General features: G+C 60.5%; 25 protein-coding genes and 1 tRNA gene. 19 read left to right on the top strand and 7 right to left on the bottom strand.

Annotation, left to right across the window (positions count from 1 at the left end; genetic code table 11):
- Positions 1-20: 20 nt before the first annotated feature.
- Complete coding sequence (locus U5A08_RS22155) at positions 21-197, bottom strand: hypothetical protein (RefSeq protein WP_247401168.1); 177 nt, start codon at positions 195-197, stop codon at positions 21-23.
- Between the two features lie 47 nt (positions 198-244).
- On the opposite strand from U5A08_RS22155, the gene rloA reads away from it, so the two are divergent.
- From rloA to U5A08_RS22185, 6 genes are all read left to right on the top strand, one after another.
- Positions 245-793: a retropepsin-like aspartic peptidase RloA gene (rloA, locus tag U5A08_RS22160; protein WP_247401171.1), complete on the top strand. Its 549-nt coding sequence runs from the start codon at positions 245-247 to the stop codon at positions 791-793.
- Positions 794-798: 5 nt separating this feature from the next.
- Positions 799-2331 (top strand): osmotic stress tolerance membrane protein RloB, encoded by a 1533-nt coding sequence (gene rloB, locus U5A08_RS22165; RefSeq protein WP_247401188.1) that lies wholly within the window; start codon positions 799-801, stop codon positions 2329-2331.
- Positions 2331-3317: an alpha-L-glutamate ligase-like protein gene (locus U5A08_RS22170; RefSeq protein ID WP_321848607.1), complete on the top strand. Its 987-nt coding sequence runs from the start codon at positions 2331-2333 to the stop codon at positions 3315-3317. The genes rloB and U5A08_RS22170 overlap by 1 nt, the downstream gene beginning before the upstream one ends.
- 99 nt (positions 3318-3416) lie before the next feature.
- Positions 3417-4760, top strand: a complete 1344-nt coding sequence (gene pabB, locus U5A08_RS22175) for an aminodeoxychorismate synthase component I (RefSeq protein WP_321848609.1) — start codon at positions 3417-3419, stop codon at positions 4758-4760.
- A 227-nt stretch (positions 4761-4987) separates the two neighbouring features.
- Positions 4988-5290 (top strand): type II toxin-antitoxin system HigB family toxin, encoded by a 303-nt coding sequence (locus U5A08_RS22180; RefSeq protein WP_046489372.1) that lies wholly within the window; start codon positions 4988-4990, stop codon positions 5288-5290.
- Positions 5290-5646 (top strand): helix-turn-helix domain-containing protein, encoded by a 357-nt coding sequence (locus U5A08_RS22185; RefSeq protein WP_321848612.1) that lies wholly within the window; start codon positions 5290-5292, stop codon positions 5644-5646. The genes U5A08_RS22180 and U5A08_RS22185 overlap by 1 nt, the downstream gene beginning before the upstream one ends.
- Positions 5647-5779: 133 nt before the next feature.
- On the opposite strand, the gene thrH is transcribed toward U5A08_RS22185, so the two are convergent.
- Positions 5780-6397, bottom strand: coding sequence for a bifunctional phosphoserine phosphatase/homoserine phosphotransferase ThrH (thrH, locus tag U5A08_RS22190; RefSeq protein WP_253397982.1), 618 nt, complete (start codon positions 6395-6397; stop codon positions 5780-5782).
- A gap of 152 nt (positions 6398-6549) precedes the next feature.
- On the opposite strand from thrH, the gene U5A08_RS22195 reads away from it, so the two are divergent.
- From U5A08_RS22195 to U5A08_RS22205, 3 genes are all read left to right on the top strand, one after another.
- A complete protein-coding gene (locus U5A08_RS22195; RefSeq protein ID WP_321848613.1) occupies positions 6550-7284 on the top strand; it encodes a phosphoadenylyl-sulfate reductase in 735 nt (244 codons plus the stop codon).
- A 463-nt stretch (positions 7285-7747) separates the two neighbouring features.
- Complete coding sequence (locus tag U5A08_RS22200) at positions 7748-9277, top strand: NCS1 family nucleobase:cation symporter-1 (RefSeq protein WP_321848614.1); 1530 nt, start codon at positions 7748-7750, stop codon at positions 9275-9277.
- 12 nt (positions 9278-9289) lie between these two features.
- Entirely contained in the window at positions 9290-10012 is a 723-nt protein-coding gene (locus U5A08_RS22205) for an aspartate/glutamate racemase family protein (protein WP_321848616.1), read from the top strand.
- A 15-nt stretch (positions 10013-10027) separates the two neighbouring features.
- Here the strand turns inward: U5A08_RS22205 and U5A08_RS22210 are convergent, their stop codons facing one another.
- Entirely contained in the window at positions 10028-10951 is a 924-nt protein-coding gene (locus U5A08_RS22210; RefSeq protein WP_321848619.1) for a LysR family transcriptional regulator, read from the bottom strand.
- Between the two features lie 126 nt (positions 10952-11077).
- Here U5A08_RS22210 and U5A08_RS22215 point away from each other — a divergent pair, with 126 nt between their 5' ends.
- Complete coding sequence (locus U5A08_RS22215) at positions 11078-11824, top strand: 3-oxoacyl-ACP reductase family protein (RefSeq protein ID WP_017848487.1); 747 nt, start codon at positions 11078-11080, stop codon at positions 11822-11824.
- Positions 11825-11843: 19 nt separating this feature from the next.
- On the opposite strand, the gene U5A08_RS22220 is transcribed toward U5A08_RS22215, so the two are convergent.
- Entirely contained in the window at positions 11844-12533 is a 690-nt protein-coding gene (locus tag U5A08_RS22220) for an HAD-IA family hydrolase (protein WP_253397992.1), read from the bottom strand.
- A gap of 90 nt (positions 12534-12623) precedes the next feature.
- A complete protein-coding gene (locus tag U5A08_RS22225) occupies positions 12624-13592 on the bottom strand; it encodes an NAD-dependent epimerase/dehydratase family protein (RefSeq protein ID WP_321848622.1) in 969 nt (322 codons plus the stop codon).
- Between the two features lie 93 nt (positions 13593-13685).
- Between U5A08_RS22225 and U5A08_RS22230 the strand changes: the two genes are divergently transcribed.
- The 6 genes from U5A08_RS22230 (at position 13686) to U5A08_RS22255 (ending at position 17859) form a co-directional block, all read left to right on the top strand.
- Complete coding sequence (locus tag U5A08_RS22230; protein ID WP_253397995.1) at positions 13686-14570, top strand: LysR family transcriptional regulator; 885 nt, start codon at positions 13686-13688, stop codon at positions 14568-14570.
- Positions 14571-14624: 54 nt separating this feature from the next.
- Positions 14625-15203, top strand: a complete 579-nt coding sequence (locus U5A08_RS22235; RefSeq protein ID WP_253397997.1) for a DUF4337 domain-containing protein — start codon at positions 14625-14627, stop codon at positions 15201-15203.
- 77 nt (positions 15204-15280) lie between these two features.
- Positions 15281-15940: a M24 family metallopeptidase gene (locus U5A08_RS22240; protein WP_253397999.1), complete on the top strand. Its 660-nt coding sequence runs from the start codon at positions 15281-15283 to the stop codon at positions 15938-15940.
- A gap of 18 nt (positions 15941-15958) precedes the next feature.
- Complete coding sequence (locus tag U5A08_RS22245) at positions 15959-16312, top strand: gamma-glutamylcyclotransferase family protein (protein WP_321848625.1); 354 nt, start codon at positions 15959-15961, stop codon at positions 16310-16312.
- A gap of 93 nt (positions 16313-16405) precedes the next feature.
- Complete coding sequence (locus tag U5A08_RS22250) at positions 16406-16741, top strand: hypothetical protein (RefSeq protein ID WP_253398003.1); 336 nt, start codon at positions 16406-16408, stop codon at positions 16739-16741.
- Positions 16742-16818: 77 nt separating this feature from the next.
- The gene (locus U5A08_RS22255; RefSeq protein ID WP_321848627.1) at positions 16819-17859 is read left to right on the top strand and encodes a DMT family transporter; all 1041 of its coding nucleotides are present in this window, start codon (positions 16819-16821) and stop codon (positions 17857-17859) included.
- A 30-nt stretch (positions 17860-17889) separates the two neighbouring features.
- Here the strand turns inward: U5A08_RS22255 and U5A08_RS22260 are convergent, their stop codons facing one another.
- The gene (locus tag U5A08_RS22260) at positions 17890-19449 is read right to left on the bottom strand and encodes a sensor domain-containing diguanylate cyclase (RefSeq protein WP_321848630.1); all 1560 of its coding nucleotides are present in this window, start codon (positions 19447-19449) and stop codon (positions 17890-17892) included.
- Positions 19450-19736: 287 nt separating this feature from the next.
- A tRNA-Ser gene (locus U5A08_RS22265) sits at positions 19737-19826 on the bottom strand.
- A gap of 129 nt (positions 19827-19955) precedes the next feature.
- On the opposite strand from U5A08_RS22265, the gene U5A08_RS22270 reads away from it, so the two are divergent.
- The 3 genes from U5A08_RS22270 to U5A08_RS22280 all read left to right on the top strand — a co-directional run bounded on the left by U5A08_RS22270 (position 19956) and on the right by U5A08_RS22280 (position 21797).
- Positions 19956-20099, top strand: coding sequence for a hypothetical protein (locus U5A08_RS22270; RefSeq protein WP_247405376.1), 144 nt, complete (start codon positions 19956-19958; stop codon positions 20097-20099).
- Positions 20100-20145: 46 nt separating this feature from the next.
- Entirely contained in the window at positions 20146-20838 is a 693-nt protein-coding gene (locus U5A08_RS22275; protein WP_247405379.1) for a crotonase/enoyl-CoA hydratase family protein, read from the top strand.
- A gap of 212 nt (positions 20839-21050) precedes the next feature.
- A complete protein-coding gene (locus U5A08_RS22280; RefSeq protein WP_321848632.1) occupies positions 21051-21797 on the top strand; it encodes a lysophospholipid acyltransferase family protein in 747 nt (248 codons plus the stop codon).
- The last annotated feature ends 17 nt before the right edge of the window (positions 21798-21814 follow it).

Below are 21814 nucleotides of genomic sequence, written 5' to 3' on the forward strand. Positions count from 1 at the left end.
CAAAAACTAGCCAATTGGCCCTACTTAGTCAAAGAATAAATCAACATTGTCGACAATCGTCTAATAACCAACGTTGCAAGCAGCACGAGCATGGCCGCCTGCCAGCGCTGGCGCCAAAAAAGCATCATGTTAGAATAGCCGCCGCTTTTGCCTGACATCTCTTGATGAAACGGCGCACGAGGGAGCTTGCGCAGCAATGCCAGTCGCCTTGAATTGAACATCGCACTGCACCTCCTCAGGATTTATGAGACTCAAGCCCTTCCCCCGATTGTTTTGCCTACTGTTCATACCGGGACTTATACCGGGGCTCTGTGCTGCCGCCGAGAAGACCGTGTATGGCCTCAACGAATACGCCAAGCTGGCAGATATCGACCTGGAAGTGGCGGCCAAACTCGACACCGGCGCCAAGACCGCCTCGTTGAGCGCCCGCGATATCAAACGCTTCAAGCGCAACGGTGAATCCTGGGTGCGCTTCTACCTGGCCATCGACACCGCCCATTCCCACCCCATCGAACGCCCACTGGCCCGCGTCAGCAAGATCAAACGCCGCGCCGGTGACTACGACCCCGATGAGGACAAGAACTACACCGCCCGTCCAGTGATTGCCCTGGACATCTGCATGGGCAGCGCTTTACGCAGCATCGAAGTGAACTTGACTGACCGCAGCGCTTTCCAATTCCCGCTGCTGATCGGCTCCGAAGCGCTGAAACGCTTCGATGCGCTGGTCGACCCCAGTCTTAAATACGCAGCGGGCAAACCTGCCTGCGCCGCCGACGCTCATACCGCCGAGTAAACCGAATGCGCTCTCTGACCCTGCACCTGAAAATCCTGATCACCCTCCTGGTGGTGCTGGGTATTTCGGTCACCGCCTACCAGATCTTCGTGCTGGGCATTCCCGTCACCGAGGACGCCACCGACGACTTGTGGAACATCGACGCCAAGGTCGAGTTCGTCGCCAACCCGAAAGACCCGGTGAAGATCCAGATGTTCGTGCCGCCCCTGAGCCGCGACTTCGTCAGCCTCAATGAGAGTTTCATCTCGAATAACTATGGGGTCAGCGTCAACCGCATCGATGGCAACCGCAAGGTCACCTGGTCGGCGCGCCGGGCCAAGGGCAACCAGACCCTGTATTACCGCCTGGTGCTGACCAAGCGTTACAGCGGCGAAAAGGTCAAGATCAAGGGCCCGACCTTCCGCGACAGCATTGCCGTGGAAGGCCCGGAAAAAATCGCCGCCGAAGCCCTGCTGGCGCCGATCCGCCAGCACTCGGCCGATGTTGAAACCTTTATTACCGAAGCCATCAAGCGCACCAACAACCTCAACGACGACAACGTCAAGCTGCTGCTGGCGGGCGACCCCTCCACGCCGCACAAGGCCAAGATCGTCGAACTGCTGCTGTCCATCGCCCACGTGCCGGTGGAAAAAGTCCACACCATCCGCCTCGTCGCCGACCAGCCGCAAACCCCGGAACTGTGGCTGCGCAGCTTCAATGGCAATGACTGGCTGTACTTCAACCCGGAAACCGGCGAACCAGGCCTGCCCGCCGACCGCCTGCTGTGGTGGACCGGCGATGAAAACCTGATCACCGTCGATGGCGGCAAGAAAGCCATGGTCACCTTCAGCCTGAACAACAGCGAAATGAACGCGATTCGCCTGGCCAAGTTGACCGACGAAAACACCGACGCCAATTTCCTCGAATACTCGCTGTACGGCCTGCCACTGCAAACCCAGCAGACCTTCATGATCATGGTGATGATCCCGATTGGCGTGCTGGTGATCCTGATCCTGCGCAACCTGATCGGCCTGCAGACCCTGGGCACGTTTACCCCGGTGCTGATCGCCCTGGCGTTCCGCGAGACCCAGTTGGGCTTCGGGATTGTGCTGTTTACGATCATCACGGCGCTGGGCTTGTCCCTGCGCTCGTACCTGGAACACCTGAAACTGCAGATGCTGCCGAGGCTGTCGGTGGTGCTGACCTTCGTCGTGGTGCTGATCGCGGCCATCAGCCTGTTCAGCCATAAACTGGGGCTGGAGCGCGGGCTGTCGGTGGCGCTGTTCCCGATGGTGATTCTGACCATGACCATCGAACGCCTGTCGATCACCTGGGAAGAGCGCGGTGCCGGGCATGCGATGAAAGTGGCGATCGGCACGCTGTTCGCAGCGTCCCTGGCGCACCTGATCATGAGCGTGCCGGAGCTCGTCTACTTTGTGTTCACCTTCCCGGCGATCCTGCTGATCCTGGTGGGCTTCATGCTGGCCATGGGGCGTTATCGCGGCTATCGCCTGACCGAGTTGGTGCGCTTCAAGGCCTTCCTCAAGGCTGACTCGTAATGTTCGGCTTCTGGAAGACCTGGAAGGCCCTGGAAGCACGGGGCATCATGGGCATCAACCGGCGTAACGCCGACTACGTGCTCAAGTACAACAAGCGCAGCCTGTACCCGATCGTGGATGACAAGATCATCACCAAGGAACGGGCCCTGGCGGCCGGCATCCACGTGCCGGAAATGTACGGGGTGATCTCCACCGAGAAGGAAATCGACAAGCTCGACGAGATCATTGGCGGGCGCAGCGACTTCGTGATCAAGCCGGCCCAGGGCGCTGGCGGTGACGGCATCCTCGTCATCGCCGACCGCTTTGAAGGGCGCTATCGCACGGTGTCCGGCAAGATCATCAGCCATGAGGAAATCGAGCACCAGATCTCCAGCATCCTCACCGGCCTGTACTCCCTGGGCGGCCACCGCGACCGCGCGCTGATCGAGTACCGCGTGGTGCCCGACCAGGTTTTCAAGAGCATCAGCTACGAAGGCGTGCCGGATATCCGCATCATCGTGCTGATGGGCTACCCGGTGATGGCCATGCTGCGCTTGCCGACCCGCCAGTCCGGCGGCAAGGCCAACCTGCACCAGGGCGCGATCGGCGTGGGCGTAGATTTGGCCACCGGCCTGACCCTGCGCGGCACCTGGCTGAACAGCATCATCACCAAACACCCCGACACCACCAACGCGGTGGATGGCGTGCAACTGCCGAACTGGGACGGGTTCATGAAACTCGCCGCAGGTTGTTATGAGTTGTGCGGGCTGGGCTACATCGGTGTGGACATGGTGCTGGACCAGGAAAAAGGCCCGCTGATCCTCGAACTGAATGCGCGGCCGGGGCTGAATATCCAGATCGCCAACGACTGCGGCCTGACCCTGCGCACCCATGCGGTCGAGGCACGACTGGAAGAGTTGAAAGCTGCCGGCGCGACGGAAACGCCGGAAGAACGAGTGAAGTTCGTGCAGGCCATGTTTGGGCACATCCCGGCCGTCGAAGGCTGAGCCGGCCTTCGATCTGTCTATCCCCGACATCCCCTCTAGGACCAAATCCTACAGGGGTCTACAATCCCCTCCCCCACGCCATCAGCTGATCCACCCCGCATGTTGACCTGCTCTGTACACCCACTGCCCTACCGGGCCAACCCCGCCGAGTATTTTGCGGCGATTCGCCACGCCCCTGGCGCAGTGCTATTGGACAGCGGCCGCCCGGTGGCCGAGCGTGGGCGTTATGACCTGCTCAGCGCCTGGCCCAAGGCGACGCTGGCGGTGCGGCCTGACGAGAGCGGCAGCGAGTTCCTGCAACGCCTGCGGGAAAACCTTACGCAGTTGGGTGAAGCGGTATTGCCGGCTGGGTACGAATTGCCGTTTGCCGGCGGCCTGATCGGTTACCTGAGCTACGATTTCGGCCGGCACCTGGAACAACTGCCGCACCGGGCGGTGGATGATCTGCACCTGCCGGACGCACGTTTTGGGCTGTACGCCTGGGCCCTGGTCAGCGATCACCAGGCGCAAACCAGCCAGTTGGTCTTTCACCCGGCGCTGGTCGATGGCGAGCGGCAGCGACTGATCAGCCTGTTCAGCCAACCAAGTGCAGAGACAGCGACCGCTTTCAAACTCCACGGCCCCATGACACCGGACCTCAGCGCCCAGACCTACGCACACGCCATCGCACGCATCCATGCCTACATCCAGGCGGGCGACTGCTACCAGGTCAACTTCACCCAGCGCTTTCGCGCAGCGTGCAGCGGTGATCCCTGGGCGGCCTATTGCGCCTTGCGCGAAGCCTGCCCGACGCCATTTTCCGGGTTTCAGAGCCTGCCGGATGATGGCGCGGTACTGAGCCTGTCGCCAGAACGTTTCGTCAGGATCAGCCAGCGCCAGGTCGAAACCCGCCCGATCAAAGGCACCCGCCCGCGCGGCCTGACGCCTGAAGAAGACGCCGCCAACGCCGCCGAACTGCTGGCGAGCCCCAAGGATCGTGCCGAGAACCTGATGATCGTCGACCTGCTGCGCAACGACCTCGGTCGCACCTGCCGCACTGGCTCGGTGAACGTGCCGGAGTTGTTCAGCCTGGAAAGCTACCCCAACGTGCATCACCTGGTCAGCAGCGTCACCGGCGAATTGGCCGACGACAAAGACGCCCTGGATCTGATCGCCGGCAGCTTCCCAGGCGGCTCCATCACTGGCGCACCGAAAATCCGCGCGATGCAGATCATCGACGAACTGGAGCCGACCCGGCGCGGGCTGTACTGCGGCTCGCTGGTGTACCTGGACGTGCGCGGCGAGATGGACAGCTCCATCGCCATCCGCAGCTTGCTGGTCAAGAACGGTCAGGTGTGCTGCTGGGGCGGCGGCGGGATCGTCGCCGACTCGGAATGGCAGGCGGAATATCAGGAGTCGCTGACCAAGGTGCGGGTGTTGTTACAAACGCTGGAAAACCTCTAGCGCAGCGCCCTTCCTGGCTTCGGGGCGTAGCGCCCGAGCGCAGAAAAAACCTGAATCAGAAGCGCTGTGGACGGCGTATGAGCTGGAAGATAGCGTCCGGTTTCGACCGTCCACCCGCCATCTGTGAAGGATCACATGAAGCGATTGCTTACTCGTCAGAAAATATTTCCAAGATTGCATCTGCACTTGCCTGAGACTAATATCTCCCAAATTGGGAGGTCCAGCTCATGCGGATAATCGCGTTCTCGACCTTACGTCTCTTCTGGGAGAGCCACCCAGCTTACATCGACGCCAAAACACCGCTGGTCGAGTTGTATCGCCATATGGAGAAGGCTGCATACCCAACGCCGCAAGCGCTCAAGGCGGAGCTCGGAACCGCGAGCATCCTCAAGGGCAGCAGGGTTGTATTCAACGTGGGCGGCAACCGGTATCGAGTGATCATGGCGATCAATTATCAGCGTCAGCTTGGGTTCATACGTTTCGTCGGGACCCACGCACAGTACGATCAGATCAACGCGGAGACCGTGTGATGAACATCAAACCCATACATTCCCAAGAAGACCTCACCGCCGCGCTCGCACGCGTCGAACAGATATGGGAAGCGCCAATCGGCTCGCCCGAGGGCGATGAGCTGGAAATCCTTGCGGTCCTCATTGAAAAGTACGAGACCGAACATTATCCAATGCCGCCGTCGGACCCGGTGGAAGCCATCCGCTTTCGCATGGAGCAACTCGGCATGACGGCGCGCGACCTGGAGGCATTCATCGGCACCAGCGGCCGGGTGTCCGAAGTGCTTAACCGTAAGCGCAAGCTGAGCCTGTCAATGATCAAGCGCCTGCATGAAGGCTTGAGCATCCCGTATGAGCGGTTGCTGGCAGGCGCCTAAGAACTCAGGCGGCTGTAAGGCCCCCATCGCGGGCAAGCCCACTCCCACATTCGAACGCGTTCATCCTTTGGAAACGCGGTCGAATGTGGGAGTGGGCTTGCCCGCGATGGGGCCGTCAGCTTCCCTGAACGACTTACAGACTCAACGGCCGATTCGAAGCCTTGATGAACTCGTTCTTCAGCGCTTCAAACGTATGCACCGCCGGGAACTGCGGGAACTCGCGGATCACATTTTCCGGCGCATGGAACAGAATCCCACGGTCAGCCTCGCCCAACATGCTGGTGTCGTTGTACGAATCGCCGGCAGCGATCACTCGGTAGTACAAGCTCTTGAACGACAGCACCGACTGGCGCTTGGGGTCTTTCTGGCGCAGTTGGTAGCTGACCACGCGATCGGTTTCGTCGGTGATCAGGCGGTGGCACAACAGAGTCGGGAAGCCCAACTGACGCATCAGCGGCTGGGAGAATTCGTAGAAGGTGTCCGACAGGATCACCACCTGGAAGCGCTCACGCAGCCAGTTGACGAACTCGATGGCGCCGTCCAGCGGTTTGAGGGTGGCGATCACTTCCTGGATATCGGCGAGCTTGAGCCCGTGTTCGTCGAGGATGCGCAGGCGCTGCTTCATCAGCACGTCGTAGTCGGGAATGTCCCGGGTAGTCGCCCGCAGGGATTCAATACCGGTTTTTTCAGCGAAGGCGATCCAGATTTCCGGAACCAATACCCCTTCCAGGTCGAGACAGGCAATTTCCACGAGACACTCCTATTTGTATTGTTCAAGTCGAGCGAGCAAAAAGACTGCCGAACTCTAGCGATTCAAGGCGGCCGCCGCAACGCAGGGCGGATTTTGATACCATCGCTCCCCTATAGAGCGCTCAGCGCCACTGACCTGTAGGAACCGTCCTGATGAACCAAGCCTTCGATGTCGTTGAACTCGCCACGACCTATGCCAACAAATCCGCCCAGGACATTCTCAAGCTGGCGTTCAGCCAGTTCGGCGATGACTTGTGGATTTCCTTCAGCGGTGCCGAGGATGTGGTGCTGGTAGACATGGCCTGGAAGCTGAACAAGAACGTCAAGGTGTTCAGCCTCGACACCGGCCGCCTGCACCCGGAGACCTACCGCTTCATCGAACAGGTGCGCGAGTTCTACAAGATCGACATCGAGCTGATCTCGCCGGACCAAAACAAACTGGAACCTTTCGTCAAAGAAAAAGGCCTGTTCAGCTTCTATAAAGACGGCCATGGCGAATGCTGCGGCGTGCGCAAGATCGAGCCGCTGCGCCGCAAGCTCTCCGGCGTGCGCGCCTGGGCCACCGGCCAACGCCGCGACCAGAGCCCCGGCACCCGCAGCCAAGTGGCGGCGCTGGAAATCGACACGGCCTTTTCTACACCGGAACGCACCCTGTACAAGTTCAACCCGCTGGCGCAGATGACCAGCGAAGAGATCTGGGGTTACATCCGCATGCTGGAGCTGCCGTACAACAGCCTGCACGAGCGCGGTTTTATCAGCATCGGCTGCGAGCCCTGCACCCGCCCGGTGTTGCCAAACCAGCATGAGCGCGAAGGTCGCTGGTGGTGGGAAGAAGCCACGCAGAAGGAATGCGGGCTGCATGCCGGGAATCTCATCAGCAAAGGCTAAACACTGTGTGGGAAGGGGCTTGTCCCCGATGGCGGAGTATCAGGCACTGCATGGGGTGACTGGAACTCAGGCAAGTCGAATCGGCGCACCGCCCCTCCCACACTTGTCTTGTGCTGAACGAAAAAAATGTACACACAGATGTAACCATCGGTGCCATTTTTGTGTGCAATCATCCTTTACAAGCACCAAAACGTAACATCTCCGTCCTGCCATTGTTTATCTTCTAAACAGACGACCTCCCCCGCTAGAAATAAATACCTGTTCAAACGGTCAATTTATATCGCTTTGAATTCAGTCAGTTATTTATAGAGCCTGCAAAAACGAAATTAACCAAGGTTTTCATAGATCGAAAACTGGCACGCATGTGGCTTAAGGTGAAATGCGCTTTGTATACAATAAATACAAAACATACATACACTTTACCCGCTGCGGCATTGCTGCAGTTGTGCTGGAGCCTGCCGGAATGCGTACACGCCTCTCGAACACCCTCGCACTGGATCTGCCCTCCTCCGCCCTGAACCCCGAGGCCGCAAGCCCCGGCCCACTGGTACTCAGCCCACGCCTGCACAACCGGGACCTGGCGCCGACCAAGGTCGAAGGCCGACGTTGGGGGCGCTACAGCATCTTTGCGTTATGGACCAACGACGTACACAACATCGCCAATTACTCGTTCGCCATCGGCTTATATGCCCTGGGCCTGGGTGGCTGGCAGATTCTGTTATCCCTGGGGATCGGCGCGGCGCTGGTGTACTTCTTCATGAATTTATCGGGCTATATGGGGCAAAAGACCGGGGTGCCGTTTCCGGTGATCAGCCGCATCAGTTTCGGCATTCACGGCGCGCAGATTCCGGCCTTGATCCGGGCGGTCATTGCGATTGCCTGGTTTGGTATCCAGACCTACCTGGCCTCGGTGGTTTTCCGAGTGTTGCTGACGGCGATTCATCCAGGGTTTGCCGACTATGACCACAACTCGATCCTGGGCCTGTCGACCCTGGGTTGGGCATGTTTTGTGACGATCTGGTTCGTGCAACTGGTGATCCTGGCCTACGGCATGGAGACGGTGCGGCGCTATGAAGGCTTCGCCGGGCCGGTGATTTTGCTGACCGTCGCTTCGCTGGCTGGCTGGATGTATTTCCAGGCCGACGGCCACATCGCCTGGTCGATTCGCGAGCCGCTCACCGGTGGCGAGATGTGGCGCAATATCTTTGCCGGGGGCGCGCTGTGGCTGGCGATCTACGGCACGTTGATTCTCAACTTCTGCGACTTTGCCCGCTCTTCGCCGTGCCGCAAGACCATCCAGGTCGGCAATTTCTGGGGCCTGCCGGTGAACATCCTGGTGTTCGCCGCCATCACCGTGCTGCTCTGCGGCGGGCAGTTCCAGCTCAATGGCCGGGTGATCGAAAGCCCGACCGAGATCATCGCGGCGATCCCTAATACGTTCTTCCTGGTACTCGGCTGCCTGGCGTTCCTGATCGTCACCGTGGCGGTGAACATCATGGCCAACTTCGTCGCCCCGGCCTTTGTGCTGAGCAACCTGGCGCCCAAGTACCTGAACTTCCGCCGCGCCGGGTTGATCAGCGCAGCCGTGGCGGTGCTGATCCTGCCGTGGAACCTCTACAACAGCCCGCTGGTGATCGTGTACTTCCTTTCCGGCCTGGGCGCGCTGCTGGGGCCGTTGTACGGGGTGATCATGGTCGATTACTGGCTGATCCGTAAAAGCCAGGTCGACGTGCCGCAACTGTACAGCGAAGACCCGAAGGGTGTTTATTACTACAGCCGTGGCGTGAATATGCGCGCGGTGGCGGCATTTATTCCTGCGGCGGTGATCGCCATCCTGCTGGCGCTGTTGCCGGGGTTTGCCAGTGTCTCGCCGTTTTCCTGGTTGTTTGGCGCCGGTATTGCAGGGCTGTTGTACCGGCTGATCGCCAAGCGCCAGCCGTTCTACGCTGATGTCAGCGGTGAAAGCATTGCAGTCGATAACGTCAGTCATTAAAAAGGACATTCCATGCGCATCCTCATGGTCAACGTCAACACCACCGAATCCATCACCCAAACCATCGCCGAGCAAGCGCGGGCCGTGGCCTCGCCGGGCACCGAGATTATCGGGCTCACCCCATACTTCGGGGCCGAATCGGTGGAGGGCAATTTTGAGAGCTACCTGGCGGCCATCGCGGTGATGGACCGCGTGATGGCCTATGACCAGCCGTTCGATGCGGTGATCCAGGCCGGGTATGGCGAACATGGGCGCGAAGGCCTACAGGAATTGTTGAACGTGCCGGTGGTGGACATCACCGAAGCGGCGGCCACCACCGCGATGTTCCTCGGCCACGCCTATTCGGTGGTGACCACCCTGGACCGCACGGTGCCGCTGATCGAAGACCGCCTGAAACTCGCCGGCCTGTATCAACGCTGCGCCTCGGTGCGGGCCAGCGGCATGGCGGTGCTGGAGCTGGAAGAACACCCGCTGGCGGCCATGGAGGCCATCGTGCGGCAGGCGGAACTGGCGATCCGCGAGGACAAGGCCGAGGTGATCTGCCTGGGGTGCGGCGGCATGGCCGGGCTGGACGAACGGATTCGCCAGCGCACCGGGGTGCCGGTGGTGGATGGGGTGACGGCGGCGGTGACGATTGCCGAAGGGTTGGTGCGACTGGGGTTGTCGACGTCGAAGGTCAGGACCTACGCCACGCCACGGCCGAAGAACGTCATCGGCTGGCCGCGCAGCCGATAGAACGGGACGCGGCGATCAAATCGCGCTGAAGCGCTGCGCCAATCCCGTCATTACAAACTGCTCGAGGATGAAGTCGACAAACGCCCGCGTCTTACCGGGCAGCAGTTTGTGTTCGGCGTAGTAGATGGAGATGTTGCCGTCGTCGACATACCAGTCGGGCAGCACCCGCACCACCGCGCCGCTGTCGAGGAACGGCACCGCCATCGGCATGCTCACCAACGCGATGCCCAGGCCCTGGGCGGCGGCGCAACAGGCGGCCTCCGAATCGCTCAGGGTCATGCGCGGCTTGAGCACCAGCGGGCGCTGTTCGCGCTCACGGTTGCTCAGTTGCCAGGAGCGCACGCGGCCGGTTTGCGGGGAGCGGATCAGGATGCCCAGGCAGCGCGCCAGATCCTCCGGCGCCAGTACCGGCGGGCGTTGCGCCAGGTACTCCGCTGACGCCACCAGCACCCGGTGCGCGGGCGTGAGCTTGCGCGCCACCACGCCCTGGGGCAGCTCAAAGCCACCGCCGATGGCCGCGTCGAAGCCCTGGCCGATCAGGTCAACCTGGCGGTTATCAAAATGCCAATCCGGGCTGATATCCGGAAAACGCCGGACGAACTCCCCCAGCAACGGCATGACATAGCGATTACCGAACACTGTGCCCATGCTGACCTTGAGCGTCCCCACCGGCCGACCCTCGGCGCTGGCCAGGTTGGCCACGGCGTTCTGAATGGTGATGAGGCTGTCGCTGACTTCGGCGAGGAACCGCTTGCCGGCTTCGGTCAGGGTCAGGCGCCGGGTGCTGCGCTGGAACAGCCGCACACCCAGGCGCGCTTCCAGCTTGGCGACACTTTTGCCCACCGCCGCCGGGGTCAGGCTCAAGTGCCGGGCCGCTTCGGCAAAGCTGCCGCCTTCGGCGCTGCGCACAAAGCATTCGATACTGCCGAAGCTCTCCATATCCGCCCACTCTAAACTTTTGGTTTACACAGACTATAGCAATCAGGGTCTACCGACAGCGCAGGGTGAGGTCGATACTCGGCTCCATCAACAAGGCATCCCGCCTTGAACAGCTAGGAGATCGACATGACCACCCAGAACCTCAGCGGCAAAGTCGCCTTGATTCAAGGCGGTTCACGCGGCATCGGCGCCGCCATCGTCAAGCGTCTTGCGGCGCAAGGTGCAGCCGTCGCCTTTACCTACGTCAGTTCGGCCGCCAAGGCCGCAGAATTGCAGAACAGCGTGATCAGCGCCGGCGGCAAAGCCTTGGCGATTCAGGCCGACAGCGCCGATGCCACGGCGATTCGCAACGCGGTCAACGCCACGGTCCAAGCCTTTGGGCGCCTGGATATCCTGGTGAACAACGCCGGCGTGCTGGCCATCGCCCCGCTGGAAGACTTCAAGCTGGAGGACTTCGACCAGACCCTGGCAATCAACGTGCGCAGCGTGTTCATCGCCACTCAGGAAGCGGCCAAGCACATGGGCGAAGGCGGCCGCGTGATCAACATTGGCAGCACCAACGCCGAGCGCATGCCGTTTGGCGGCGGCGGGCCGTATGCGATGAGCAAGGCGGCGCTGGTCGGTTTGACCAAGGGCCTGGCGCGGGACCTGGGGCCGCGTGGCATTACTATTAACAACGTGCAGCCAGGGCCGGTGGACACCGACATGAACCCGGCGAACAGTGAATTCGCCGAGAGCCTGATCGGGTTGATGGCGGTGGGCCGTTATGGCCATGTCGAGGAGATCGCCAGCTTTGTGGCCTACCTCGCCGGGCCGGAAGCCGGGTATATCACCGGAGCCAGCCTGACCATTGATGGTGGGTTCAGTGCATAACCGCCTGTAGGAGCCCGGGTCAGGACATTGGCGGCAAGCCGTAGGCGGCGAGGTCGAAGTCCGCGAGTTTGCGGATGATCTGGTCGGCGTGGTGGTACTTGCTGTCGGCCATGGCTTCATCGGGCACGGCGATGGCGGTCATCCGGGCCGCCTTTGCTGCGGTGACGCCGAACGGCGAGTCTTCAAACACCAGGCAATCTTGCGGCGCAATGCCCAGGCGCCGCGCGGCGGTGAGGAAGATGTCCGGCGCGGGTTTGGCCGCGCCGACTTCCGGGTCGTCAGCCGTGACGATGGTGCCAAACAGGCCAAACCATTCGCGGTGCAGCGTGGTCTTGTGGCCAAAGGAGTTGCGCGACGAACTGGTGCCCACCGCAATCGGAATATTGTGCGCGCTCAGGTGCCGTACCAACGCTTCGGCGCCGGGCATGCCCAACGCCCTGGGGAAGCGCTCGCTCATCAGCGGCTCACGGATTTCGAGGAACTCAGCCGCCGTGATCGGCAGGTCCAGCGCCTTGACCACGTAGTCGGCCAGGTCCTGGGCACCGCGCCCGATGATGTGCTGCTTGATCCCCCAGTCATAGGTACGCCCGAAGCGCTCGGCGATGATCTGCGTCACTTCGGTGTAGATGCCTTCGGTATCCAGCAACAAGCCGTCCATATCGAAAATCACGGCCTTGATCGGACCGACTGCGCTACGCGGTGCATTCATCACTACAAAACCCTGGAGGAAGGACTAAAAGGATTCAGCACAATACCGGCGACGCTTGTCGGCAGGCAACCCTTTAGGCTGTGCGCCTGATCAGGCCGGCGTGGGCAGGCAGCCCAGGCGGGTCAATGCGGCCTCCACCGCGTGTTCCAACGGCGTATGGGGCTCGTGGCCCAGAGCCGCAAGCAAGCGTTGGTTATCCATACGCAACGGGGTTTGCCACAGATAACGCATCTCCTGTATCTCGCGAAAGGTCACGACAAACGGTGCAGCCAACGTTAACAACCACCAGGGAAATACGCCTACACGCGGTTGCAGGCCCGTCCTGCGTAACACCACGCGCTGGATCGCCTGGCTCATCTGCGTGCCATCACTGTCCACGTGCCCGGTCATATGAAAGCAGGCAAAGGCCTCGAGGGTGGCGCGACGCTCAATCAACTCGAGCATGGTGCGCGCCACATCCGGTAGGTAGGCCCATTGGTGGGCGACGCCTGGCGCACCTGGGGCGCTGACGGCGCGCACCGGTTTACCGGGTTTGACCAGGCCTTGGGAGAACCAGTTGTTGGCCGCTCCGGCGCCAAAAAAATCCCCGGCACGCACGATCACTACACGAGCGCCCTCGCGGGAAGACTGCAGCAAGCGCTGCTCCAGTTGCACACGTATCGCGCCCTTGCGGGTCAGCGGGTGCTGGGGTGAGTCTTCGGAAAGCACCGGGAACGCATCCGGCCCGAAGTTGTAGACCGTGCCGGGCAACACGATGGTCGCGCGCTCGGCGATGGCGGCCGCTATGGTGTTGTCGATCATCGGCAGCACCTGCTCGGCCCAATTGCGATAGCCCGGCGGGTTCACCCCATGGATGATCACCGCGCAGCCACGGGCGGCAGCGATCACTTCGTCGCGATTGAGCGCATCGCCTTTGAGCCAGGTATAGGCGGCATTCTGGCTACGGGCCTTGGCGACATCCCGGGTCAACGCACACACCTGCCAGCCCGCCGCGCTCAGCTGTCGCGCCACTTCGCCGCCGATACCGCCGGTTGCACCCAATACCAGAACCTTGCTCATCATCCGCTCCCACGTTGGTTGGAGCGGCCATTCTGTTCGCAGCACAGCTATAGAGGAATTGCCGAAGACCATCCAGACGCTATACATTTACGCATGGCATTGAACATTGGTTGGGAGCTTTACCGATCGTTTCTTGGCGTACTCAAGGAAGGATCGCTGTCGGGGGCCGCACGGCAGCTCGGCATCACACAGCCCACCGTCGGTCGGCACATTGCCGCGCTGGAAACGGCCTTGGGCGTGGTGCTGTTCACTCGTTCCCCCACCGGACTGCTGCCGACGGCAGTGGCCCACACCATGAGAGCCCACGCCGAGACCATGGAGCGCACGGCCGCCGCCCTCGAACGTAGCGCCTCCGCCCAAGGCGACGAGGTCCGCGGCGTGGTGCGCGTATCCGCCAGCGAGGTGGTCGGCGTGGAAGTACTGCCGCCAATCATCACGCGGTTGCGCCAACAGCATCCTCAGCTCAAGGTCGAACTGGTCCTGACCAACCGCCTGAGCGACCTGCTGCAATTGGAAGCTGACATCGCCGTGCGGATGGTCCGCCCCAGCCAGGAGCAACTGCTGGCACAGCGCATCGGCCTGATCGAAGTCGGCCTGCATGCCCGCGACGATTACCTGCACCAGCACGGTACGCCGCAAGAGTTGAAAGACCTGACCGACCACGCGGTGATCGGCTACGACCGGGAAAACGCGTTTATCCGCAGCCTGGCCGTTAAAGGCTTCGAACGCAGCACCTTCGCCCTCAGCAGCGACAGCGACCTGGCGCAACTGGCGCTGATCCGCGCTGGCGCCGGCATCGGCGGATGCCAGGTCAAGCTGGCCCAACAAGACACGCGCCTGCGTCGGGTACTGCCGGAAGCATTCGCGCTCAAACTCGACACCTGGGTCACCATGCATGAAGACCTGCGCAACAGCCCGCGCTGCCGGGCGACGTTTGACGCGCTAGTCGCGGGTTTACAGCATTACGTACAGGATTGAGACAGCTTCGCTGAGGAAGAATCAAACGCCCTCAATCCCTTCATAGCCGCCCCCATGACCGAAGCCTTCGAAGTCCCCAGCCCCCACGAAAAACACATCGAACACACCACCGAACATGCCCACGCGCGCGGTGACAATTTCGCCAGCCGCATCGCCGTGATGACTGCACTGATGGCCACCCTTGGCGCCATGCTCAGCTACCAGGCCGGCTCCACCGAAAGCGAAGCGGCGATGGACAAGAACAACGCCGCCATTTTCAAGACCGAAGCCGCCAACCAGTGGAACTACTACCAGGCCAAATCCAGCCGGCAAAACCTGGCGGAACTGGCTACCCATATTCCCGGTGTGGACGCAGCGCACTACAAGGATGAGAGCGAGCGCTACAAGGGCCAGAAGGAAGACGTGCGTAAACAGGCCGAGAAACTTGAGGCAACCTCACGGGAATGGGATCAGAAATCCGAAGAAGCGCTGCACCAGCATCACCGCTGGGCCCAGGCGATGACGGCGATTCAGATCGCGATTTCGTTGGCGGCGATTACGTTGTTGACGCGCAAGGAATGGTTGAAGCGCATGTCGTATACCGCTGGCGGTGTCGCCGTGGTGCTGGGCAGCCTGGCGTGGCTGCATGTCTAATAATTTCGCTTGGGCGCCCAATACCAGTCGCTATATAGTAAACCTCATAACGCTACCCACCGCACAAGGAGATAACGGTGTCGGAACAACCCAAAGAAGCCGTGGGCGCCGCCTACAGTATCGAATCCATGCGCCATGCCCAGGCCATGACCTGGCAAGCCATCGAACAACTGGCCCAGCGCATCCGCCCCGGCATGCTCGAATCCGAAGCGCGCGAGCTGGGCAAGCACGTCCTCGCCGACCTCGACATGCAACGCATCTGGCACCCGCTGCTGGTGCGCTTCGGCGCCAATACCCTCAAGACCTTCAAGCAACGCTCCGACGGTGACCCGGTACTCGGTGAAAACGACATGTTCTTCATCGACATGGGCGCCGTCTGGCAAGGTCACGAAGGCGACGCGGGTGCCACCTTCAGCACCGGCACCGACCCGGACATGATCGCCTGCGCCAACGCGGCCAAAGAGCTGTTCGACCGCGTGCAGGCGCGCTGGAAAAACGACCAGGTCATCGGCCTCGAACTCTACCGCTACGCCGAAGCACAAGCCCAGGCCATGGGCTGGCAGTTGAACCTCGACATCAAGGGCCACCGCGTCAGCGACTTTCCCCACGCGATCCATCGTGGCGGCGACCTCGGCGACTTCGAGCACTACCCGAATGCGGGGCTGTGGATTCTGGAAATCCAGATCGCTCACCCGAGCAAGCCGTATGGCGCATTCTATGAAGACCTACTCGCTTAATCGTTCAAAGGAACCAAAATGGAACGCTGCGCCGAATTCCCCGTACTGTTGTTTTCCTACGGCACCTTGCAGGACAAGGCCGTCCAACTCGCCCACTTCGGCCGAGAACTGGTAGGCCAGCACGACGCAATGTTGGGCTACTCGAAAAACTGGGTAGAGATTACCGACCCGCAAGTGCTGGCCACCAGTGGCAAGACCCATCACCCGATTGTGGCGCCGAGCACCGACCAAGGCGCCAGCGTTGAAGGCAGGGTGTTTCAGATTACCGAGCACGAGTTGGCGGCGGCGGATGCGTATGAAGTGTCCGACTACAAGCGGGTCAGCGTGGCGTTGGCATCGGGCCTGACGGCTTGGGTGTATGTGCAAGCCTGAACGACCGGCAATTGTTTTCAATCTGTTACAGGAGCGTTTAAAGTATCGCCCCCCGAGAATTGAATCTCGGGATTCAGCCCATGGAGTTACTCAGTGAAGTACGTCAGTAAAGTGGTTGCAGCAGCAGTTCTCGGTTTCACCCTCGCAGGCTGCACCGGCACCGCCATCAAATCCCCGCAATATGACAGCAGCCAATACACCGTGCTGGGTCACAGTGAAGCCACCGCCACCGGCATCATGCTGTTCGGCGTTATCCCAATCGGCCAGAACAGCCGTTTCGTCCGCGCCCAGACGGCTGCCATCCAGGCAAAAGGCGGCGACGCACTGATCAATACCGAAGTCCAGGAAAAATGGTTTTGGGCTTGGGTGCTGAGCGGTTACACCACCAAGATCTCCGGTGATGTGGTTAAGCTGAAAGCTGCGCACTAAACCGAACGATGCACTATTTGCCCGGGATTTAACCTGAGCGTGCGACGTATCATGGACCAACCTTTCGAGGAGGGTCCATGAACCTCAGTATCCTTTACGCACTCGCCGCCGCCGCGCTGTTCGGCGCCAGCACCCCGCTCGCCAAAAGCCTCGGCCTGGGCCTCTCGCCCGTGCTGCTCGCAGGCCTGCTTTACCTCGGCAGCGGCGCCGGACTCGCCGTCGTGCGCCTGATCCGTGATCGCGGCTGGTCTCCCACCGGACTGACGCCCTCAGAATGGCCGTGGCTGCTCGGCGCCATTGCGTTCGGCGGTATCTTCGGGCCCGTGGCCCTGATGTTCGGCCTCACCCGCACCTCCGGCGCCACCGCGTCGCTGATGCTCAACCTTGAATCGGTATTGACCGCGTTGATCGCCTGGCTGGTCTTCAGGGAAAACGCTGACCGTCGCATCGTCCTCGGGATGATTGCGATTGTGCTGGGTGGCGTGGCGTTGTCATGGCCCCAAGGCGGCGCCGACAGTCACGATTGGACCGGGCCACTCGCGGTTGCCGTGGCCTGCCTGTGCTGGGGGATTGATAACAACCTGACACGTAAGGTGTCGGCCTCGGACGCGCTGTTTATCGCCGGCGCCAAGGGTTTGATCGCGGGTGTGGTCAATTGCAGCCTGGCACTGTACCTCGGCTCGCAGATCCCCGGCCTGGCGCGGCTCGCGCCGATTTTGCTGGTCGGGTTTCTCGGCTATGGCATCAGCCTGGTGCTGTTTGTGTTGGCGTTACGCGGGCTGGGCAGTGCGCGCACCGGCGCCTATTTTTCTACCGCGCCCTTCCTCGGCGCTGCACTGGCCTTGCTGGTGCTGGGCGAGTCGGTGAGCGGCGCGTTCTGGATTGCTTCGGCGCTGATGGCTGTGGGGGTGTGGCTGCACCTGACCGAGCGCCATGCCCATGCACATCAGCATGAGGCGACGGAACACGGGCATCGGCATGTCCACGATGAACATCATCAACATGAACACGCGTTTGAGTGTGACCCGGCAATGCCGCACACTCATGTGCATACCCATAACCCGATCAAGCATAGCCATCCGCATTTTCCGGACATTCATCATCGGCATCGGCATTGAAGGCGTGTCCCGAGACTGGCGGGCCACCCATCAAGCCTGTTCCGCCACCACCCGATTACGACCGTTTTGCTTGGCCTGGTACAAAAGCTGGTCAGCCCTCTCAAGCACAGCGGATATCGAATCGCCATCGGGATGCCATAACGCGACGCCCAGCGACACGGTGATGTGCCCGACAGTAACAATGTCTGCGGCTTCGATCGAGGCACGCAATCGCTCGGCGACATCCGTTGCAGCCTGAAGCGAACTGTTGGGCAATAACAATACGAACTCCTCTCCGCCGACCCGGCAGGGCAAGTCGTTGGACCGTGAGTTCTGCTGCATGAGTTGCGCGATGGCCCTCAGCGTTTCATCACCCACACCATGACCAAACGTATCGTTCACACGCTTGAAGTGGTCGATGTCCATGGAAACGACTGCGAACGCTTTGTCGGCGTCCTGCCAGCGCGACAGCACGTCCTGCATCGCTCGACGATTGGCCAGCCCTGTCAGCACATCAGTTTGTGCCTCCTGGTTTAGCTTGCCGATCTTTTCCTGTAGCAGGGTGGCGCCAAGCAACAGTGCTCTGCGAATCTGCCAGCTTTCGAAATAGCGCGACGGGATTGCGCTGATACGTTCGTAGCTGTCCGGCGAGTCCAGCCGTTTGGCGCAATCGGCAAGCCTGGACAATGGCGCCGAGATCCGTGCGCCCAACCACCAGATCAACACGATTCCGAACAGCGCCAAGGGCGCGATACCCTGCGCCACCTTGGCCATGGTGTGTCGCAGGATGGCTTGTATGTTTTCGAGTGGCTGCTGCGAGATCACCCCCCAACCACTGCTGGGCACCCTGGCGAAACCCGCGAGCATGTCCACGCCATTGGCATCCGTCGCCTGCAACGTTCCCGCGTCCTGACTAAGTGCCGCGTCGACGATCAACCCCACTCCAGTGACGTTCCCGATGCGCTCGGGATCGGTGTGATAGAGCACCCGGCGAGCGCTGTCGACGAGATAAACATGCGCCCCGTCCTTACGCACATTGGTGTCCATCAGCGCCTGGAGCGTATTCCTCTGTTCAAGTTGGATACTGCCCCCGATCAGGCCCAGGTACTCTCCTTTCGCGTCAAATATGGGCTGGGAGATAAAGACCACCAGATTGCCGGCGATGGACTTGAACGCGTTGCTGATTATCGGCGTGCGAAGACTGAGAGGCTCCCTGTGTTGCAGCGTCCGTCCATCGAGATGGAGGTTCTCGGGAACTGAGGCAATGACTGTTCCCGCCGCATCGGCGATCAACACCGAGTTGAAACTGGCGTCTTGCCCAAACAGTCGCTGGACTTCATCTGCCAGTTTTTGCTTGTCGCCAAAGGTTTTGCCAATGACGCCCGAGCCATATTTCAGCTTATCGAGGTCGGAGTTGAGTACCTGCTCCACACTCCGGGCGATCCGAGAGCCATAGGCTTTGTTCACTTCCAGCGCATTCTCGATCAATTCCTGCTTCTGAATCTTGAACATCACCCAGAAACTGTTGCCCAGGGTTGCGATTGCCGAAAGCAGTACAAAGATAAGAATCAGAATGCGAAGGTTGAGTTTCGGCTTCGGTCGGGTGGTCATTTTACGCAGTCCGGATGGGCGGAAGAATTGCGAACGATTCGATGCAGGATGAATCCTCCTAGTTTTCGCAGGCACCTGATCGACCAGTTTTGGCCGAAAGCAGCCTGCTTAACAAGCATAAAAGCCCACCTGTCAATTCTGAACCCGCCGAACAGCCGTGTCTGAAGACAGACGGCAAAAAACACCGTCAGTCCCACATTGGGCCTATATGGCCTTTTTTTCAGCCACAAAAAACCACAAACCCCCGACTTTCACTAGGAAAATCAGGGGTTTGTGTTTGCAGAATGTGGCGGTGAAGGAGAGATTCGAACTCTCGATACAATTTCTTGTATACACACTTTCCAGGCGTGCTCCTTAAGCCACTCGGACACTTCACCGTATCTCGTCAAACCAGTTCAGTCTGTCGAGGCGCGCTAATGTAGTCGAAAGCCTTTCTGATGGCAAAGGTTTTTTTCAGAATTTTCATGCGGTTAGACCGGTATTCCGTGACGGGCCATGTGAGGGCGATGATTCTGCCATTCTCAGGCATCGACGACACGCGTCTGGAACGGTTGCTGCGCCCTGCCCAGGCGGTTTACCGCCGGGTATCGAGGGAAAGCCTGACCGGCCAGTCAGTCACGGCGCTTTACCAGGGCGGGCGTGGTGGGTAACGTCTGCGCATGCACCTCTATAACAAGTCCTACAAGGAACCGCGTCATGAGTGAGTTGATCTCCTACCACCTGGAAGACGGTATCGCGACCCTGACCTTGAGCAACGGCAAGGTAAATGCCATTTCTCCGGCGGTGGTCAGTGCGTTTAATGAAGCGCTGGATCAGGCCGAGAAGGATCGGGCGGTGGTGATCATCACCGGGACGCCGGGGATTCTGTCGGGTGGCTATGATTTGAAAGTGATGACCGCCGGGCCTAAAGAGGCCATCGGCCTGGTGACGTCGGGCTCGACGCTGGCGCGGCGCCTGTTGGCGCATCCGTTCCCGGTGATCGTCGCGTGCCCAGGGCATGCGGTGGCCAAGGGCGCTTTCCTGCTGTTGTCGGCGGATTATCGGATCGGGGTCGAGGGCCCGTTCAGCATTGGCCTGAATGAAGTGGCAATCGGCATGACCATGCACCACGCCGGTATCGAATTGGCGCGGGATCGTCTGCGCAAGTCGGCGTTTCACCGCTCGGTGATCAATGCCGAGATGTTCGACCCGCAAGGCGCCTTGCAAGCCGGCTTCCTCGATAAGGTGGTGGCGCCGGACGCATTGCACACGGCAGCGCTGGAGGCGGCTCGGCAGTTGAAGAAGCTCAATATGAATGCCCACAAGCAGACCAAACTGAAAGTGCGCAAGGCACTGTTGGAAGCCCTGGATGAGGCAATCATCCAGGACCAGGGCCATATCCTTAGCTAAGCCCCCACACCTGTTGTGTCAGAGCCCGACCTTGAGTCGGGCTTTTTCTTACAAGCAAATCCGAATCCTCCTTAGCCGCTCTAGTCAGCCCCTGCTGGCAATTGTTGAAACATGCACTTAAACATCGCCTATCTCCTACCTCTACCGGGCAATTGCCGAATACAGTGCACATCCGTACACTGCGCCACCTTTTCTCTCGATGGGCCACGTCGATGCTGTTTATGTTGCGTATGTTATTGATGGGCCTGCACTTTATCCTCGCCGGCGGCTTGGGCGTGCTGCTGGGGATCTGTCGGCCGTTCAACCCGGACAACAGCCGTCTGTGCGCGCGTCTGTATGCGCTGCCGGCGATGCGAATACTGGGGCTGCGCGTGAAGGCCGATGTCGATTCGCTGCGCAACAAGCCCGGCAGTTGCCTGATCATCGCCAACCACCAGTCCAACTATGACCTGTTTGTGCTGGGCACCGTGGTGCCGCACCGCACCGTGTGTATCGCCAAGAAAAGCCTGAAATGGGTGCCGTTGTTCGGCCAGTTGTTCTGGCTGGCTGGCAACGTGCTGATCGACCGCGGCAATGCGCACAAGGCTCGCCGCGCAATGCTCACCACCACCCGGACGTTGCAGCATAAGGACACGTCGATCTGGGTCTTCCCGGAAGGCACGCGCAACCTGGGCAAGGGCCTGCTGCCGTTCAAGAAAGGCGCGTTCCACATGGCGATTACCGCCGGCGTGCCCATCGTGCAGGTGTGTGTAAGCAATTACGTCACGCATATGCGGCTCAATCGCTGGAACAGTGGTGATGTGCTCATACGCTCACTGCCGCCGATTCCTACCACCGGCCTGACGGTGGATGACATCCCGGCGTTGATGCAAGCCTGCTACGCGCAGATGGATGAATGCACCAAGACGATGGACCACCAATTGCAAAGTGCCGTAACAATAGAACTCGCTTCCAGCTAAGCTGCCCAACATCTGTC

Source organism: Pseudomonas paraveronii, assembly GCF_963681955.1.
Classification (GTDB): Bacteria; Pseudomonadota; Gammaproteobacteria; order Pseudomonadales; family Pseudomonadaceae; genus Aquipseudomonas; species Aquipseudomonas paraveronii.